Annotated in this window: 12 protein-coding genes; 4 read left to right on the top strand and 8 right to left on the bottom strand. The window is 68.4% G+C overall.

Features of this window, described 5'->3' with window-relative positions:
- Positions 1 to 924 (top strand): aminotransferase (locus tag OZ671_RS14590; protein WP_268861420.1); only part of this gene is annotated, 924 nt, incomplete at its 5' end.
- An 8-nt stretch (positions 925 to 932) separates the two neighbouring features.
- Here OZ671_RS14590 and OZ671_RS14585 read toward each other — a convergent pair.
- From OZ671_RS14585 to OZ671_RS14565, 5 genes are all read right to left on the bottom strand, one after another.
- Positions 933 to 2159, bottom strand: coding sequence for an MFS transporter (locus OZ671_RS14585; RefSeq protein WP_268861419.1), 1227 nt, complete (start codon positions 2157 to 2159; stop codon positions 933 to 935).
- A 93-nt stretch (positions 2160 to 2252) separates the two neighbouring features.
- Complete coding sequence (locus tag OZ671_RS14580) at positions 2253 to 3365, bottom strand: NAD(P)/FAD-dependent oxidoreductase (protein WP_268861418.1); 1113 nt, start codon at positions 3363 to 3365, stop codon at positions 2253 to 2255.
- A gap of 11 nt (positions 3366 to 3376) precedes the next feature.
- Positions 3377 to 3718, bottom strand: coding sequence for a cupin domain-containing protein (locus OZ671_RS14575; RefSeq protein WP_268861417.1), 342 nt, complete (start codon positions 3716 to 3718; stop codon positions 3377 to 3379).
- A complete protein-coding gene (locus OZ671_RS14570; protein ID WP_268861416.1) occupies positions 3715 to 5049 on the bottom strand; it encodes a lysine N(6)-hydroxylase/L-ornithine N(5)-oxygenase family protein in 1335 nt (444 codons plus the stop codon). The genes OZ671_RS14575 and OZ671_RS14570 overlap by 4 nt, the downstream gene beginning before the upstream one ends.
- Positions 5050 to 5235: 186 nt before the next feature.
- Entirely contained in the window at positions 5236 to 6159 is a 924-nt protein-coding gene (locus tag OZ671_RS14565; RefSeq protein ID WP_268861415.1) for a LysR family transcriptional regulator, read from the bottom strand.
- Positions 6160 to 6464: 305 nt separating this feature from the next.
- On the opposite strand from OZ671_RS14565, the gene OZ671_RS14560 reads away from it, so the two are divergent.
- The 3 genes from OZ671_RS14560 to OZ671_RS14550 all read left to right on the top strand — a co-directional run bounded on the left by OZ671_RS14560 (position 6465) and on the right by OZ671_RS14550 (position 11141).
- On the top strand, positions 6465 to 7901 hold the full coding sequence (locus OZ671_RS14560) for an amidase (RefSeq protein WP_268861414.1): 1437 nt from the start codon (positions 6465 to 6467) through the stop codon (positions 7899 to 7901).
- Between the two features lie 100 nt (positions 7902 to 8001).
- On the top strand, positions 8002 to 9330 hold the full coding sequence (locus OZ671_RS14555; protein ID WP_268861413.1) for an MFS transporter: 1329 nt from the start codon (positions 8002 to 8004) through the stop codon (positions 9328 to 9330).
- Positions 9331 to 9503: 173 nt separating this feature from the next.
- On the top strand, positions 9504 to 11141 hold the full coding sequence (locus tag OZ671_RS14550; protein ID WP_268861412.1) for a methionine--tRNA ligase: 1638 nt from the start codon (positions 9504 to 9506) through the stop codon (positions 11139 to 11141).
- Positions 11142 to 11153: 12 nt separating this feature from the next.
- Here OZ671_RS14550 and dnaE read toward each other — a convergent pair whose 3' ends face one another.
- The 3 genes from dnaE to OZ671_RS14535 all read right to left on the bottom strand — a co-directional run bounded on the left by dnaE (position 11154) and on the right by OZ671_RS14535 (position 16909).
- A complete protein-coding gene (gene dnaE, locus OZ671_RS14545; protein WP_268861411.1) occupies positions 11154 to 14588 on the bottom strand; it encodes a DNA polymerase III subunit alpha in 3435 nt (1144 codons plus the stop codon).
- A gap of 358 nt (positions 14589 to 14946) precedes the next feature.
- On the bottom strand, positions 14947 to 15648 hold the full coding sequence (locus OZ671_RS14540; protein ID WP_268861410.1) for an ABC transporter ATP-binding protein: 702 nt from the start codon (positions 15646 to 15648) through the stop codon (positions 14947 to 14949).
- Positions 15641 to 16909, bottom strand: coding sequence for a lipoprotein-releasing ABC transporter permease subunit (locus tag OZ671_RS14535; protein WP_268861409.1), 1269 nt, complete (start codon positions 16907 to 16909; stop codon positions 15641 to 15643). The genes OZ671_RS14540 and OZ671_RS14535 overlap by 8 nt, the downstream gene beginning before the upstream one ends.
- Between the last annotated feature and the right edge of the window lie 200 nt (positions 16910 to 17109).

Here is a 17109-nt window from a genome sequence, read left to right as displayed (position 1 = left end):
GCGGCCCTCTATGGCGGCGACGTCGCGGCTGGCGACGTCGCGATCACCGCCGGCTGCAACCTCGCCTTCCTGGCCGCCGCCCTGGCGGTGGCCCGGGCCGGCGAGGCCGTGCTGGTGCCCGCGCCCTGGTACTTCAACCACCAGATGACGCTGAACATGCTGGGCATCGAGGCAAGGCCCCTGCCCTGTCTCGCCGCCGGCGGCTTCGTGCCGGACCTTGCCGCTGCCGAACGGCTCATCGACGGCCGGGTGCGCGCCATCGTGCTGGTGACGCCGAACAATCCGACCGGCGCGATCTATCCGGCCGCCATCATCGCCGGCTTCGCGGCGCTTGCCCGCGCCCGCGGCATCGCCCTGATCGTCGACGAGACCTATCGCGATTTTCTCGGCGACGGCGCCGGACGCGCTCACGAACTCTTCGCCGATCCGGCCTGGCGCGACACGGTGATCCAGCTCTATTCTTTCTCCAAGGCCTATGCCGTGCCCGGCCATCGGCTGGGCGCGATCACGGCGGGGCCCGCCGCCATGGCCGGCATCCTGAAGATCCTCGACAGCTTCCAGATCTGCCCGGCCCGCCCGGGCCAGACGGCGCTCGCCTGGGCGATCGAAGGGCTCGCCGACTGGCGGGCGGCGACGCGGTCCACCATCAACGGCCGCATCGATGCCTTCAGGACCGTGATGCAGGCCTGCCCGGGCTGGGCGATCTCCTCGATCGGCGCCTATTTCGCCTATGTCCGCCATCCCTTCGCCGGCGTCCCGGCCGAGCGGGTGGCAGAGGCGCTGGCGACTGGCCGGGGCGTGCTCGGCCTGCCCGGCAGCTATTTCGGCCCCGGCCAGGACGGACATCTGCGCTTCGCCTTCGCGAATGCGGACGAGGCAGCGATCGCCACCCTGCCCGCGCGCCTTGCAGGCCTCGCGCCCTGAGCGCGAGACTAGTCGGCCTTGCCCGGCGCGGGAGCCTCCGCTGGCCGCGATCGCGCCGCGACGGAACGCCAGACCGCCACGGCGAGCTCAAGCCCGGCGAGGACCAGCAATGCCACCAGCAGGACCTGGTACCCGCTGGTCACGATGATCCGTCCGCCGATCAGCGGAAAGCCGAAGAAGCCGATGAAATAGGCCATGGAGAAGTAGACCAGCGTGCGCGGCCTCAGCGCCTCCGGCGAAGCATTGACCGCCTGGGCCTGGATCAGCGGATAGACGAGGCCGTAGCTGAGGCCGAACAGCGCCGCGCTCGCCGCATAGAGCGGAACGTTCGCGCCGGTCACCGCGAATGACAGCATCGACAGCACCATCAGCGTGAGCAGCACGATGGTCATCGTCATCGGCTCGCGCCGGCTGACCATGCCGCTGACCAGAAACCGGCCGGCGATCACCGCGGCCGTGTAGAAGCCGTAGAAGATCGAATAGTCGAGGCCCTGGACCAGCGCATAGGTGGTCTGGAAGTTGAACATGGACGAGAGGACGCAGGCGCCGAGAAACACCATGATCAGCGGATAGATTGCCGGCGATCGCAGGATGCGCAGGAGCGCCGCGAGTTCGCCTTCCGCTGCCGCCTCCTGGCGCGGCACGACGATGCGGGCGAGCGAGCGCCCGGCGGCGTAGAACAGCGCCGCGCTCAGGACCGACAGGATCACCGCGATGAGGAAGATGCGGCTGTGTGGCACGCCGGCCGCGATGAGCCGCTGGGCGGTCAGCGGCGCAATGCCGAGGCCCAGCGCGTTGAATGCCGAGAGCACACTGAACAGCACCGCCCTGTTGGCGTCGGTGACGAGGTTCGACAGCATGATCGGCGAGATCGTGAAGGCCAGCGCCCAGCCGACGCCGAGCAGGAAGCCGCCGACGAGATCGAGCGCGGACAGCGTGCTGGAGAAAGCGAAGAGGCCGCTGCCGGCGGCATAGCAGAGCGCGCCGGCTGCCAGCACCAGATAGGGTTTCCAGATCGTCACCAGGCGCGTCGTCAATCCGACGCTGAGAAGCGTGCCGAAGGCTCCGGCGAACAGGATCCGCCCGACCACCTCCTCGTTGCCGCCGAGCGCTTTGACATGCAGCGGCAGGATGAGGAACAGGCCATAGGCGGTGGCGATGCTGAAACTGCCGAGATAGACCAGGATGCGCGGCAGCATCTGGGTTTCCTGGGCGGGCGCGGTCATTGAGGTCATGAACGGGATGGTCCTGTTGAGGCATGGATCGCCGGCTGCGCCGTTCGAGGCGCCAGCGCGATCGGGCTTGTCGTCTGTGCCGTCGCGACCGTGTCAGGGCGGCACGAGGTCGGCCTGCGGCATCGATGCCGGCACTTCCGCTGCCTCGCCCGGTTCGAGCCCGAGGAGCGCGAGGGCCTGCTCGGCCATCGCCGGCGCGAACCGGTAGCCGGCCCCGGAACCGCCGAGAGCATGGACCAGACGCTGCGTGCCCGGATCGCAGGCGACCAGCGGCAGGCGGTCGTCGGTATAGCCGTCGCAGAACACCCGGCCGCCGCGGCAGAGCGCCGTCAGCGCCGGCGCGTGACGGCCGAGCACGCGGGCGGCGATCGCCCGGTCGCGGCCACTGACGCCGAGCCCGGACCGCTGCGGCGCGACATCCCATTCGTCGCTGCTGATGCAGAAGATCCAGCGCCCGCTGTCCGGGTCCGGCAGCAGATAGGCGTCGTCGTCGACGAAGACGATGGCCGGATCGTCGTCGCGCGCGGCAAGGTCGACATGCAGCGCGCTGACTTTCTTGGTGCGGAGCCCCGCCGGCTGAGCGCCGGCACCGGGGAGCGCGAGCCAGGGACCGGTCGCGCGGACCACCTGCCGGCTGCGCAGGACGTCCCCATCGGCACCGACGACGTCGCAGCCGTCGGGCCGCACGTCGACGGCCGCGACCCGGAAGCCTTCATAGGCGACGAAACCGGCCTGCCGGCGCAAGGCGCCGACGAGACGCCGCGCCGTCGCTCCCGGATTGCCGTGCCAGGCCGGCGGCCCGGTGAGCACCACCTCGCCGGGATCGAGGGCCAGACCCGGCACGCGTGCCTCGAGCGCACGCCGCGTGGCCGGCCCGGCCGCTTCGCTCGCGCCGGTGAGGCAGCCGGCGAAGGCTTCGCGCCGCGTTGCCGGCACGATCCAGACGATCGGCAGCGGCCGGCCGGGCAGCGGCCCGCCCCAGGCTTCGATGGCGCGGAACAGGTCCTCGCTGCGCGCTGTCAGCGCGCGGTGCGTCCTGCTGGTGCCGAGCGGCACGCGCAGCGCCCCGCCGTAGAGCGACGTGCCGGTGCCGACCAGATGCTGCTCGAGGAGCGCGATACGGGCCAGCGGCCGCCTGATGCGGGCGAGAGCTGCGATCGTCGCTCCGACAATCCCGCCGCCGATGATCGCGAGGTCGAAGCCCATGGCACGCGGACCTATCCGTTGACGCTCCACCAGGCCGAGAAGAACTTCAGTTCGTCCGTGCCGGTATTGCGCACCTGATGCGATCGCTGCGAGGCGAAATAGGTGACCGAGCCGGGTTCGAGCGGCGTCGAGACACCCTCGCTCGTCAGCTCGCCCCGTCCCGATATCACCACCCAGCACTCCCTCACGTCATGCTGGTCGACGGGCGTCGTGATACCGGGCGGCACGGTGATGATCGAGGCCTTGAACGGGGTCACCCGCTCGCCGGCCTCCTCCAGATCCAGCTCCTTCAGCTGAATGCCGCCGGCATAGTCCTCGACATGGTGAACGGCGACGAGTGGCGCGGCAATCATGCGATCTGCTCCAGCGGCTGGTGGACGGGCGAATGCGTGACGGCGTGAAGGCCTGCCGGCACGCGATGGATCAGTTCCTCGGTCTGCGGCAGGAGGAAGCGCTCGTATCCGACGAGGCTGTTGACGATGGTCGCGCTGCGCCAGGCGAGCAGGCTGAGATTGGGGTCGGCGATGCCGTGGCTGCGCCGGCCGGCGTTCTGCAGATAGAGCCGGTTGCGGCTGGGCACGCGCCATGCCGCCGAGAAGTCGCTGCGCAGGCGCGGCATGTCGCCTTCGAATTCCAGAAGATGCCTGAGCCCGTCGAGCGCCGGCGGCAGCCCGTTGTCGTAGCCGGTCGCCAGCACGACGAGGTCGGAGCGGACCGGGCGGCGCGCGCCGCTGCGGGCATCGGCGATCGTCGCTTCCCAGCCGCGGCCTGTGCGGTCGAGCGCGACGAGCTCGTGCTCGACGAACAGGTTCAGGACGAGGCCGCGTTTCTCGACATATTTGGCGCGGTAGATCTCCTGGTAGATCTCCCGCAGCGTCGACGGCGAAATGCCGTCGCTCGCGAGCTTCTGCGCGGCGATCAGCTCCAGCCGGCGTTCGAGGTCGAGATCGAAGAAGTGGCGCGCATAGAGCGGCGTGAAATAGTCGTTGGTGAACGGCGTCTCGTCGAGCGGCGCGAAATTGTCCCGCCGCGTCACCCAGGTGATGGCGGTGAGCTCGCCGGCCTTGCGGATGAAGTGGAGGAAGATCTCGGCGGCGCTCTGCCCGCCGCCGACGATGGTCACCGCGCCGCGCGGGATCGGGGGCACGCGATGCAGGAAGGCGCCGGCGTGGAACACGGTATGGCCGAGATGCGCCGTCGCGCAGGCTGGCACATGCGGCCGGCGGCCGACGCCGACGATGACGTGCCGGGAACAGACCTCGACATTCGGGTCGATGCGCGCGACGAACATGTCGTTCTGCAGGCGCAGCTCGCGCACCTCGCGGCCAAACCGCAGGTCCGGCAGGCGCGAGGCCACCCATGCCATGTATTCGCTGAACTCGCTGCGCGTGACACGCTCGAAGTCGGCATTGATGAACTGGTGCAGCCGGCGCGTCGCATGCAGGAAATTGATGAAAGAGTGCGGATTGGTCGGGTCCGCGAAGGTCACGAGATCCTTCAGGAACGAGGTCTGCAGCAGCGCGTCCCGGAACATCAGCCCCGGGTGCCAGGCGAACGTATCGCTGCGTTCGAAAAAGACGGCGGAGATGTCGGGAATGCCGTCCAGCAGCGCCGCCGCGCTCAGATTGGATGGGCCGATGCCAATGCCGACTACGTCATGAACTGCTGAAATCGTGGACGTCATGACCGACCATGTTTGGTTTGATCGCGATCGTTCGAAGCAGAGGGCCGGCAGGACATGATCCGGCGGCACGAGCGATCATATGGCCCTGCCGCGGGGGGCAAAAATGCATTCTATGATGGGTGATGATGCATTTCGTGATACCAGCATGTCCGGCCCATCGCCGCGCGGACTGCTCCGCGCGCCGGCTCAGGACGACAGGCGCCGTCCGCTGCTGAGGAAGAGCTCCTGCGCGGTGTTGATGAACGAGCGGACGAAGTCCGGCTTGTCGGCGCCATAGCTGTCGGCGATCACCAGGGTCGGCGAGACCAGCTTGTCGACGAGCTGCAGCCGGACGATGCCGTCGTCATCGTGCTCGGCGATCGACAGGGGACTGGTATTGCCGACCGACACGCCGAAACCTGCCGCCACCGCCCGGCTCACCGTGGTGTAGGATCGGGTGCGGAAGGCGATCCGCGGATGCAGTTCCAGGCCGTCGAACAGCGCCAGCAGATAGCTGCCGGTATGCGGCAGGTCGAGCAGCACCAGCGGCCGGTCGGCGATCTCGCGCAGCGACACCGCCTTGCGCGAGGCGAGCAGGTCGTCGGCGGCGACGATGACATGGGCCGGCACCTGGCAGATCGGCGTCACATTGCCGTTGAAGCTCGGCCCGATGTCATAGGCGATGACCAGGTCGACCGTGCCGGAGACCAGCCAGTTGTGCAGCTCGTTCTGGTCGCCCTCGAACAGCGAGACGTTCGGCACCCCGCCACGGCCGACATAGGCCTGGATCAGGTCCGGCATGAACAGCGAGCCGAACGGCTCGAAGCAGCCGATGCGGATTTCCGAGGAGGGCTTGTTCCGCGTCTTCAGCGTCGCGATGGTCCGCTCGAACTCGGCCTCGGCGGTGAGCAGCATCTGCGCCGCGCGCACGAACTTCTCGCCGGCCGGCGTCGCCACCACGCCGCGCGACGGCCGCCGCTCGAACAGCGCGGTGCCGAGCTCGCCTTCTGCCAGGTTGATGGCCGCGACGATCGAGGAGGCCGAAATGTGCAGGGCCTCCGACGCCGCGAGGATGCTGCCGAACTGTGCGACGTCCTTGATGTACCGGATCTGTCTTATCGAGAGCCGCATCGTGATCAGCCTCTCATGTGTCTCCGGAGCGGAGACGGGACCGACACCTCACCCCTACGACAATACACTGCGGGCGGTGCCGCCGCGACGCCCGGCCGTCGCGACAGGGACTGCCCGGCGAGCGAGGTTATGACGTCACGCGATCAAGTCAATCTGGTCGATGCCGGCGCGGCGTGCGCCGGCGACAGCAGCCGGTTCCCCGGCCTGTTGCGACACGGCGTGAGGCAATAACCGCCATAAAATGCTTTATGCCGTTGAGCATCCCTTGGTTATGAAATCGTGTGCGGAATTGCGGAGTATCGCGCATGAATTCAAAAGAAAACTCGCTTCAAAATCGCGATTTACTTGACCAATACTCCCTGCTCGACCTGCCGGAGCTGTGCGGCAAGAGCGCCGGCCAACTGCAGTCGGCCTATCAGCATGGCGCGCTCTCGCCGGTCGAGGTCACCAAGGCCCATCTTGCGCGGGCCGACATGGTCGATACGGCACTCAACGCCTTCTCCCTGATCGATCGCGAGGGCGCGCTCGCCGCCGCCCGTGCCTCGGAGGAGCGCTGGCGCCTCGGCACCCCGCTCGGCCCGCTCGACGGCATTCCCGTCACGCTCAAGGACGCGGTGACGGTGAAGGGCTGGCCCTCGCGTTACGGCAGCCGCGCGACCGACGCGGCGCCGCAGCGGGTCGACTCGCCGACGGTGAGCCTGCTGCGCCGGGCCGGCGCGGTCCTGATCGGCCAGACCGCGATCCCCGAATATGGCTGGAAGGCGCTGACCGACGGCCCGCTCTACGGCATCACCCGCAATCCCTGGGATCCCGACCTGACGCCGGGCGGCTCGTCCGGCGGCGCCGCCGTCGCGGCCGCCACCGGCGCCGGCGTGCTGCATCTCGGCACGGATGGCGGCGGCTCGATCCGCGTGCCGGCCGCCTTCACCGGCGTCGTCGGCCATAAGCCGACCTTCGGGCGCGTGCCGGCCTATCCCTCCAGCCCGTTCGGAACGCTGTCCCATATCGGGCCGATCGCGCGGCGCGCCGCCGACGCCGCACTCATGCTCGACGTGCTCTCGGGCAAGGACGGGCGCGACTGGAACCAGAATCCGCTCGCCTTTTCCCCGCCCGACGCGGCGGCGCAAGGCCTTGCCGGCGCGCGCATCGGCCTGTGGACCGAGCCTCCGGCGGGCGCACTCGCCGCCGACGTCGCCCTGGTCTTCGATGAGGCGACGGCCCTGATCGGCTCGCTCGGCGCCCGGCTGGAGCCGGTCTCGCCGCCGCTCGACGGCGCGCTCGATCTGTTCCATCTCCTCTGGTTCTCCGGCGCGGCCAGCGTCCTGCGCGGTGTCGGCGCCGCGGCACGCCAGACCATGGATCCGGGCCTCGTCGCCATCGCCGACGCCGGCACCCGCTTCACCGCCGCCGACTATGTCGCGGCCGGCATCCGGCGCGCCGAGTTCGGCGCCGCGATGGAGGCCCTGTTCGAAACCTGCGACCTGATCGTCTCGCCGGCGACCACGGTGACGCCCTTCCCCGTCGGCGCCGAGGTTCCGCCCGGCTCCGGGCTGAAGCGCTGGACCGAATGGGCAAGCTTCAGCTTCCCGCTGAATCTCAGCCAGCAGCCCGCCTGCACCGTGCCGTGCGGGCGTACGGCGGCGGGTCTGCCGGTCGGCCTGCAGATCGTCGGGCGCCGTGGCGCCGACTGGCAGGTCCTGGCGGCCGCGACCGCCTGCGAGCAGCTTTTTCTCGACCGCTAGAGGCGCGGGGCCGAGCGATCCATGCACGGCCGGCCGGCGGTACACCGCTCCCTTCGGGACCGGCCCGCCCCGGCCGCACAACGAGCACCGGGAGGGGACCTTGACGACGACGGACGAAGCCTTCGACATCAACGCGACGAGCACCGCCCATGCCGGCGAGAAGCTGAACTGGCGGGTGATCATCCTGGCGAGCCTCGGCGGCGCGCTGGAATTCTACGATTTCATCGTCTACGGCATCTTCGCCCAATATATCGCCGCAGCCTTCTTCCCCTCGGCCGATCCGCTGATCTCGCTGATCAACGCCTTCGCCGTCTTTGCCGTCGGCTATGTCTCGCGGCCTCTGGGCGGGCTGCTGCTCGGCCATATCGGCGACCGCCACGGCCGGCGGCTCTCGTTCCTGCTCTCGCTCTTCGTCATGACGCTGGCGACGCTCGGCATGGCGCTGATGCCGAGCTATGCGACGCTCGGCATTGCCGCCAGCATCGCGTTCATCGCGCTGCGCTTCATCCAGGGCGCCTGCCTCGGCGGCGAGCTGCCGAACGCGATCACCTATGTGGTGGAGGCGGCGCCGCGGCGCGCCGGCCTTGCCGGCGGCGTCGTCTTCTTCTGCGTCAATACCGGCGTCTTCATCGCCACCGGCGTCAGTTCGGTGCTGCATTCCTATCTCGGTCCGGCCGAGATGCAGGCCTATGGCTGGCGCATCGCCTTCGGCATCGGCGCCCTGCTCGGCTTCATCAGCTATCTCCTGCGCACCTCGCTCGAGGAATCCGCCGCCTTCAGGCAGATGCGCAAGCATGTGGTGAAGATCCCGGCTCTCGACGTGCTCCGCCGCTATCCGGTGCCGGTTCTTGTCGGCATCGGCGTGACCGGGGTCATCAGCGTGCTGAACGGCATCATGTTCGGCGCCATGGCACCCTACCTGACGAAGGTGCTGAACTACGACCCGCGGGAAGCCGCCCTCGTCCTCAACATTTCGATCGGCCTGTCCTCGCTCGGCATTCTCGCGGTCGGCTATGCGAGCGATTTCATCGCCCGCCGCCATCTGCACCGCATCGGCGCCGTGCTGATCGCGCTGTTCAGCTATCCCGCCTATCAGGCGCTCGCCAACCACGCGATCAACCTCTATCTCCTGTTCATCCTGATCGGCCTCGTCGCTCCGTTCATCTACGCGACCTATGCGGTGATGCTCACCGATCTCTTCCCGACCGACGTCAGGCTCAGCGGCGTCGCCATCGCCTATAACGTCTCGGCAGGCGTGTTCAGCGGCTTTGCTCCCCTCGTCGTCGGCTCGCTGATTGCGGCAACCCGTGACCCGGCTTCACCCGGCTACTTCCTGGCCGCCTCGGCGGCGATCGCCGTCATCGCCGGGCTTTTCGTCAAGCGCTACTCGGTGCGCGAAGGCGCGCTCGATACCGGCTGGCGGCGCTGACGGAGCTGGCCGCGATGTCGCGCCGCGCGCGGCGCCGGCTCCCTCGTCGGCGCAGGCCAGCCGCGAAGCGGAGCGGCATTGACCTCCGGCGCCAGCGCTGGCGAAGCTCGGGACGGCATCGACCCGTACGCCCGCCGGTTTTTCCGGAACGCCCGAAAACGATGGAGCGACCGATGATCCCCACGGCAGACGGCCCGGCCCGCCGCTTCTTCCTGATGCCGATCCCGCCGACCCCGAACGGCGGGCTGCACCTCGGCCATATTGCCGGCCCCTATCTGCGCATGGACATGGTCGGCCGCTATCTGAAGACGCAGGGACACCAGGTCGACGTCATCTCGGCGGTCGACGGCTTCGACTCCTACGTCGCCTGGAAGGGCATGCAGGAGGAGCGCTCGCCGGAGCAGGTGTGCCGACACTACCATGCCGCGATCGCCGGCGACCTCGCGGCGCTGGACATCCACGTCGACGCCTTTCTCGATCTGGTCCAGGGCCCCTATGCCGCAAGGCATGCCCGCAACGCCACCGCGATGATCGAGCAGATGGTCCGACGCGGCCTGACCGAGACGGTCACCGAGAGGGTGCTCTACAGCCGCGCCACCGGGCGCTATCTGGTGGGTGCCTGGGTGGCCGGCACCTGTCCCGTCTGCCGGGCCGGCGTCGCCGGCTATTTCTGCGAAGCCTGCGGCGCGCTGTTCCGCCCGGAGGAGATGGGCGAGCCCGTCGCCCGCGCCGGCGATGCCGATCTCGAATGGCGCGAGGTCGACAACCTGTTTCTGCGCGTGACCGACCGGCCGGCGCTGGAAGCTCATGTCGCCGCCTCCGGCGCGCCCGAGGCCTTCGCCGCGCTGGTCCGCCGCCAGCTGGACCGCGAGCACGGCCTGTTCCGCCTCACCGCGCCCGGCTCCTGGGGTGTCGCCTGGCCGCCGGACCGGCACGGCAATCCACGCGTCCTGTTCGAAGCGGCCTGGGAATATGCGCTGACCTGCGGCGACCTCTATGCCGAAACAGATTCCGGCCATCGCCATCCCATGCACAGCGACAGCGGCGTCACCACGCTGATCAGCTTCGGCATCGACAATGCCGTGTTGCTGCTCGCCGGCACCATCGCGCTGATGACCGCGGCCGACGGCCGCAAGCCGTTCGACTACGTGCTGACCAACTATTTCTACAATCTGGAGGGAGCGAAGTTCTCGACGAGCCGCCGGCATGTGATCTGGGCCACCGACATCGTCGGCAAGACGCCGGCATCGAGCGATGCCGTGCGCGCCTTCATGGCCCGCGAAAGCCCCGAACGGGACACCACGAATTTCGACATCGGCTCGTTCATCGCCTTTGCGACCGAAGGCCTTGCCGGGCACCTGCAAGGCCGGATCGACCTCGCCCAGCACAGCCTCGAGGCCTCGGGACCGATGCCGCTTGCCATGCCGGCAGCATTCGGCGTGCCGCTTGCGGAGGCGCTCGCGGCCTTCGACCACGCCTTCCGGCTCGATGGCTTTTCCGCGCATGCGGCGAGCGCGGTTCTCGACGGCTGGGCGCGTCTTGGCGGCATCGACCTCGCGCGCCCCGACCATGCCTATGGCTGGCTCAAGGGCCTCGCCTATTTCGCCGCGCCGATCATGCCCCGGCTCGCCGCCCATGCCTGGCATCGCGTTGGCCACGACCAGCCGGTCCTGCGGCGCGAGCTCGGCGCGGCGAGCGTGCCACGGCGCGGCCTCGGCCCGGCCACCCTGTTCCTGCCGCTGTCGGCGGCGGCGCTGCAGCCATGCCTGCCGGAAAGTCTCGCGCCTGCCGCCGCGGCCCGGCCGGCCTGAGGCCGGCCTGGCTCACATTTCCATGACCGCCTGGACGCCGGCGACCGCCTTGATGGCGCCGGCGATCTGCGGCGAAACCGCGAAGCGGCCCGGCAGCTTCACCTCCACCTCGCTCGCCGCGTCGGCGAGGCGCAGGATCAGGCTCACCTCACCGTCGCCCTTGGCCGAAAGACGCCTGGCGATGCTCTCGATCGCGCCCGGCTCTTCGACGAAGACACGGAAGCCCTTCTGCACCTTCACCGCCGCGTCATCGAGCGGTTCGACGGTGAGCAGGCGCACGCGCACCTCCTCGCCCTGCAGTTCCGCGCCGACAGACATCAGCACGGCCTGTCCCGGCTCCAGGAGATCGCGATAGAGCGCAAGCCCTTCGGAGAACAGCACCGCCTCGTAGTGGCCGGACGGATCCGACAGCGTGACGATGCCCATCTTGTTGCCGGTCTTGGTGCGCCGCTCCTGGCGGGCGGTGACGACCCCGGCAAGGCGCCCGGCACTCGCGCCCGAACGCACGCTGCGGGCGAAATCGGCAAAGGATTCGATGCGCAACCGCTTCAGCGCCGCCTGGTAGTCGTCGAGCGGATGGCCGGACAGGAAGAAGCCGATCGCCTTGTATTCCTCGTCGAGCCGGCGCGCCGGCAGCCAGGGCTCGACATCTGGCACGCGGATCGCCGAGGCGCCGCCCGCGCCGAACAGCTCGTTCTGCCCGATCGCCCGGCCCTCGGAGCTGCGCTGCGCCTCGGCCAGCACCTGCTCGACCGCGGCGACCGCCCGCGCCCGGTTCGGCTCCAGCGCGTCGAAGGCGCCGGCGGCGGCGAGGTTCTCGAGTGTCTTGCGGTTCAGGGCCTTCGGATTGATCCGCTGCGCGAAATCGGCGAGGTCGCGGAACGGCCGGTCACCGCGCGCCTCGACGATGGCTTCGACCGCCTGCGCGCCAACGCCCTTGACAGCCGCCAGCGCATAGAGGATCCGCCCGTCCGCGACATCGAAATGGACGCCCGAGCGGTTGACGCAGGGCGGCTCCAGCGTGATGCCCAGGCGCTGCACCTCGCGCCGGAATTCGGAGAGCTTGTCGGTGTTCGACAGTTCGAGCGTCATGGACGCCGCCATGAACTCGACCGGATAGTTCGCCTTGAGCCAGGCCGTGTGATAGGACACCAGCGCATAGGCGGCCGCGTGGCTCTTGTTGAAGCCGTAGTCGGCGAACTTGGCGAGCAGATCGAAGATCTCGTCGGCCTTGGCCTGGGTGATGCCCGCCTCGACGCAGCCGGAGACGAAGCGCTCGCGCTGCTTGTCCATCTCCGCCTTGATCTTCTTGCCCATGGCGCGCCTGAGCAGATCCGCTTCGCCGAGCGAATAGCCCGACAGGATCTGGGCGGCCTGCATGACCTGCTCCTGATAGACGATGATGCCGTGCGTTTCGGCCAGCACCTGTTCCAGAAGCGGATGCGGATATTCGGGCTGTTCGAGCCCGTGCTTGCGCGCGCAATAGACCGGGATATTGGCCATGGGGCCCGGCCGGTAGAGCGCGACCAGCGCGATGATGTCCTCGAAGCGGCTCGCCTTCATCTCGACGAGCGCCTTGCGCATGCCGACGCTTTCCACCTGGAACACGCCGACCGTTTCGCCGCGCGCCAGCATGTCGTAGCTCTTGGCATCGTCGAGCGGGATGGTTGCGAGGTCCACCGCGATGCCGCGCAGCTTCAGGAGGTCGACGGCCTTCTGGAGCACGGTCAGCGTCTTGAGGCCGAGGAAGTCGAATTTGACGAGGCCGGCCTGCTCGACCCATTTCATGTTGAACTGGGTGACCGGCATGTCGGTCTTCGGATCGCGGTAGAGCGGCACCAGCTCGACCAGCGGCCGATCGCCGATCACGAGGCCGGCGGCGTGGGTCGAGGCGTGGCGGTTCAGGCCTTCCAGTTTCACCGCGACGTCGAAGAGCTGGCGGATGACCGGATCCTCGTCGCGCGCGGCCTGCAGCTTCGGCTCGCCTTCGATAGCCTTGTCGAGGGTGATCGGAGCGGCCGGGTTCTGCGGCACCAGCTTGCACAGCTTGTCGACCTGGCCGTAGGGCAGTTCCAGGACGCGGCCAACGTCGCGCAGGACGCCGCGCGCCTGCAGCGTACCGAAGGTGATGATCTGCGCCACCTGATCGCGGCCATAGCGCTCCTGCACGTAGCGGATCACCTCCTCTCGCCGGTCCTGGCAGAAGTCGATGTCGAAGTCGGGCATCGACACGCGTTCCGGGTTGAGGAAGCGCTCGAACAGCAGCGCGAAGCGCAACGGATCGAGATCGGTGATGGTCAGCGCATAGGCGACCAGCGAGCCGGCGCCCGAGCCGCGGCCGGGCCCGACCGGGATGTCATGCTGCTTGGCCCATTTGATGAAGTCCGACACGATGAGGAAGTAGCCGGGAAACTTCATGCGCTCGATGATCGAGAGCTCGAAGGCGAGACGCTTGTGGTAATCCTCCTCCGTCAGCCCGGGCGCCGGGCCATGGGCGGCGAGCCGGCGTGCCAGCCCCTCCTTCGCCTGGCGGTTCAGCTCGAACACCTCGTCGACCGGCTCGCCGCCGGCCTCCAGCGTGAAGCGCGGCAGGATCGGCTTGCGCGTACGCACCCGGTAGTGGCAGCGCCGCGCGATTTCGATCGTGCTCTCCAGCGCTTCCGGCAGGTCGGCGAAGAGCTTCGTCATCTCGTCCTGCGTCTTGAACCGGTGCTCGGCGGTCAGCCGCGGGCGCTCGGGATCGGCCAGCACCCGGCCGCCGGCGATGCAGCCGAGCGCATCGTGGCTTTCATAGTCGGCGACGCTGGCAAAATAGCACTGGTTGGTGGCGACCAGCGGCAGGTCGCGGGCATAGGCCTCGGCGATCAGCAGCGGCTCGACCGCCTTCTCCTCCTCGAGGCCGTGGCGCTGCAGCTCGATATAGAGCCTGTCGCCGTAGATCCCGGCGAGCCGGTCCAGCCGCGCCCGCGCGAGCGGCCCCTGGCCTTCGCGCAGCGCCATGTCGATCGGTCCCCGCGGCCCGCCAGTCAGCGCGATCAGGCCCTCGGAAAACCGCGTGAGCCTGTCGATGCCGACGCTCGGGTCGCCGACATCGGAGCTTTCCATGAAGGCACTCGAGGTCAGCGCCATCAGGTTGCGATAGCCCTCCTCGCTCATCGCATAGAGCGCGATGCGCGGCTTGACCGCGCCGATATTGGGCCGGCGCGGATCCACCTCGCGGTCGGCGAAATCCACGCCGAGGGTCAGGCCGGCGATCGGCTGGATGCCGCTGCCGGTCAGCTTCTCGGAGAGTTCGAGGACCGCGAAGAGATTGTTGGTGTCGGTGACTGCCAGCGCCGGCATGCGGTCTGCGCTCGCAAGCTTGGCGAGCTTGGCGATGCCGAGGGCGCCTTCGAGCAGCGAGAAGGACGAGTGCACGCGCAGATGGACGAACCGTGCCGAGGCCACCAGCGGCCCTCCCCTTCATGTGAGTCTCAAGATCCTCTTGAAGCTTTGCCCCGCGCGGCGGCGCCGATCAATCGCCTCGAGCGCGAAGCAGCCAACCCGTCCACCGCTTGCAGCGCGGCGCCCGTCCATGGGCCGGCTCACAGGCCCTGGATCGCCTGCGCCCAGACCGCGACCATGCCGGTGAACAATCCGAGGGCTGCCAGGGCCGCCATGTCTTCGATGAGTGTCCGCACCATCAGTGCCTCCTCTTGTTGACCAGGGAAGCATGTTCTCATTTTGTTCGCAGGGCAAGCCGCGAGAACAAACGAGCAACTCAAAGAGTAAATGAAAGCTTATCCCGACGGGCGAATGCCGCGGCCTAGACCTCCACCACCAGGCCGTCGCGGATGGTGACACGGCGATCCATGCGCGCGGCGAGGTCCATATTGTGGGTGGCCACCACCGCGGCGAGACGCGAGGCGCGCACGAGCTGGGTCAGCGCCGAGAACACATGGTCGGCGGTCTTCGGGTCGAGATTGCCGGTCGGCTCGTCGGCCATCAGCACCCGCGGCGCGTTGGCGACAGCCCGGGCGATGGCGACGCGCTGCTGCTCGCCGCCCGACAGCTCGGCCGGCCGGTGCTTGAGGCGTTCCCCGAGTCCGAGATAGCCGAGCAGGTCGCCCGCGCGCACCTTGGCCTCCTTCGCACCCAGGCCGCGGATCATCTGCGGCAGCATGACGTTTTCGAGCGCGGAGAACTCCGGCAGCAGATGGTGGAACTGATAGACGAAGCCGATCTCGGTCCGCCTGATGCGCGTCCGCTCGCTGTCGGGAAGGCTCGAGGTCGGCACGCCGCCGACATAGACCTCGCCGCCGTCGGGAGCCTCCAGGAGGCCGGCGACATGCAGCAGGGTCGACTTGCCGGTGCCGGACGGCGCAATCAGCGCGACGCTCTCGCCCGGCCAGACCGCGAATTCCGCGCCCTTCAGAATCTCAAGCGAGCCCTCGCCCTGCTTGTAGCGGCGCTCGACCGCCTGCAGCCAGAGGACCGGCGGTTCCTGTTCGCTCGTCGTCTCACTCATAACGCAGCGCCTCGACCGGATCGAGCTTGGCCGCCCGCCAGGATGGATAGAGTGTCGCCAGGAACGACAGGACCAGCGCCATGACCAGGACCGCCAGGGTCTCGCCGGTCGACATGTCGGCCGGGATGTTGGTCAGGAAGCGCACCGTCGGATCCCACAGCGTGGTGCCGCTGAGCCAGGACACGAACTCCTGGATGCGCTCGATGTTGAGGCAGACGACGACGCCGAGCGCGAAGCCGGCGAGCGTTCCGACCACCCCGATCGATGCGCCGGTGATCAGGAAGACCCGCATGATGGCGCCGCGTGTCGCGCCCATGGTGCGCAGGATCGCGATGTCGCTGCCCTTGTCCTTGACCAGCATGATCAGGCCCGAGACGATGTTGAGCGCCGCCACCAGCACGATCAGCGTCAGGATCATGAACATGACGTTGCGCTCGACCTGCAGGGCCGAGAAGAAGGTGGCATTGCGCTGGCGCCAGTCGACGAAGAAGGTCGGCCGCTCGACCGCAGCCGATGCCGCTCGGCGATACTGGTCCACATTGTCGGGATTGTCGGTGTAGATCTCGATGGTCGAGGCGTCGCCGTCGCGGTTGAAATAGGCCTGCGCCTCGGCAAAGGGCATGAACACGAAGGCGGAATCGTATTCGGTCATGCCGACTTCGAAGATCGCCACGATCGGATAGGCCTTGATCCGCGGTGTCGTGCCCATCGGCGTCGAGGCGCCCTTGGAGGACACCAGCGTCAGCATGTCGCCGAGCCTCAGCGACAGCTGGTTGGCGAGCCGCTGGCCGACCATCACGCCTTCCGAGGTGTCGAAATCGTCGAGGCCGCCCTGCTTGATGCCGCCGGCGAGCAGCGGCAGGCGCTTCAGGTCCTCGGCGCGCATGCCGCGCACGATCACCCCGCCGCCGTTGAACGGCGAGGTCGCCAGCGCCTGGCCGTCGACGATCGGCGCGGCGAGCCGGATGCCCGGCACCCGCATGAGGCGCTCGGCCACTTCCTTGTAGTCGGTCAGCGGCTGGTCGATCGGCTGCAGCACCATGTGGCCCTGCACGCCGAGGATCTTGCCGAGCAGTTCCTTGCGGAAGCCGTTCATCACGGCCATCACGATGATGAGGGTTGCCACCCCCAGCATGATGCCGATGAAGGAGAATCCGGCGATCACCGAAATGAAGCCCTCCTTGCGCCGGGCGCGCAGATAGCGCAGCGACAGCATCCATTCGAAGGGTGAAAAAGGTCTGGTTCCGGTCTGTTCTGACATCGCGCGTTCGGTGTGGCCGAGCCCGCCGGCGGCGGGCGCGTTCAGCACAAACTATCTGATTCAGGCCTTCTCGCGACCGGCTTCAGGCGGATTTTCCGATGACCGGCCAGACCGGCGTCCCGAACCCGGCATTCGCCGACCCCGCTATCGCGCGCCGAGCGCATTTCAGGGTCATGGCGACACCGATAGCCCATTGATTC

Source organism: Phreatobacter sp. AB_2022a, assembly GCF_026847585.1.
GTDB lineage: Bacteria > Pseudomonadota > Alphaproteobacteria > Rhizobiales > Phreatobacteraceae > Phreatobacter.
This window is presented reverse-complemented; position numbering and strand designations above follow the sequence as displayed.